Raw genomic sequence first — 665 nt, forward strand, 5'->3', positions numbered from 1 at the left:
AAAACAACAGATATGTACCTATCAGAACTGGGGTATAAGTTCATCCTAGATTTTGAACGCTTTTTAAGGAGTCAGGACAGTATGGGCAATAATACAGTAATGAAACATATAGGACGTTTGCGAAAAATGGTCAGTTTGGCATTTAAAATGGATTGGATAGAAAAAGACCCCTTTATGAAGTTTGAAGCAAAATATGAAAGAAAGGAGAGGGGTTTCTTGACCTTGGAAGAGATGCAACGTATAGAGAATAAAGAGTTTGCAATCCAAAGACTGCAATTGATAAAGGATCTGTTTATATTTAGTTGTTATACTGGTTTATCGTATGGAGATGTGATGAATTTAACAATTGATAACCTATGTAAGGGAATTGATGGCAAGCAATGGATATATACCCAAAGAGAGAAAACAAGTATTCCAGTTAAAATTCCATTGTTGCTAAAGGCGTTGAATATTATTAAAAAATATGAAAGGCATCCAAATACGATACACAAACAGACACTGTTCCCAACAATTTCGAATCAAAAACTTAACTCTTATCTAAAGGAGATTGCCGATGTATGTAGAATTCAAAAGAACCTGACGTTCCACATAGCACGGCATACCTTTGCAACGACCATAACCTTGAGCAATGGTGTACCCATAGAAACCGTATCAAAGCTATTGGG

General features: G+C 35.5%; 1 protein-coding gene. It reads left to right on the top strand.

Annotated features, from left to right (window positions below; translation table 11 throughout):
- Positions 1–665: site-specific integrase (locus G5V56_RS12275; protein ID WP_166965416.1), on the top strand; the 665-nt coding region annotated here is incomplete at both ends.

Origin of the sequence: Yeosuana marina (assembly GCF_011762485.1) — a bacterium.
Classification (GTDB): Bacteria; Bacteroidota; Bacteroidia; order Flavobacteriales; family Flavobacteriaceae; genus Yeosuana; species Yeosuana marina.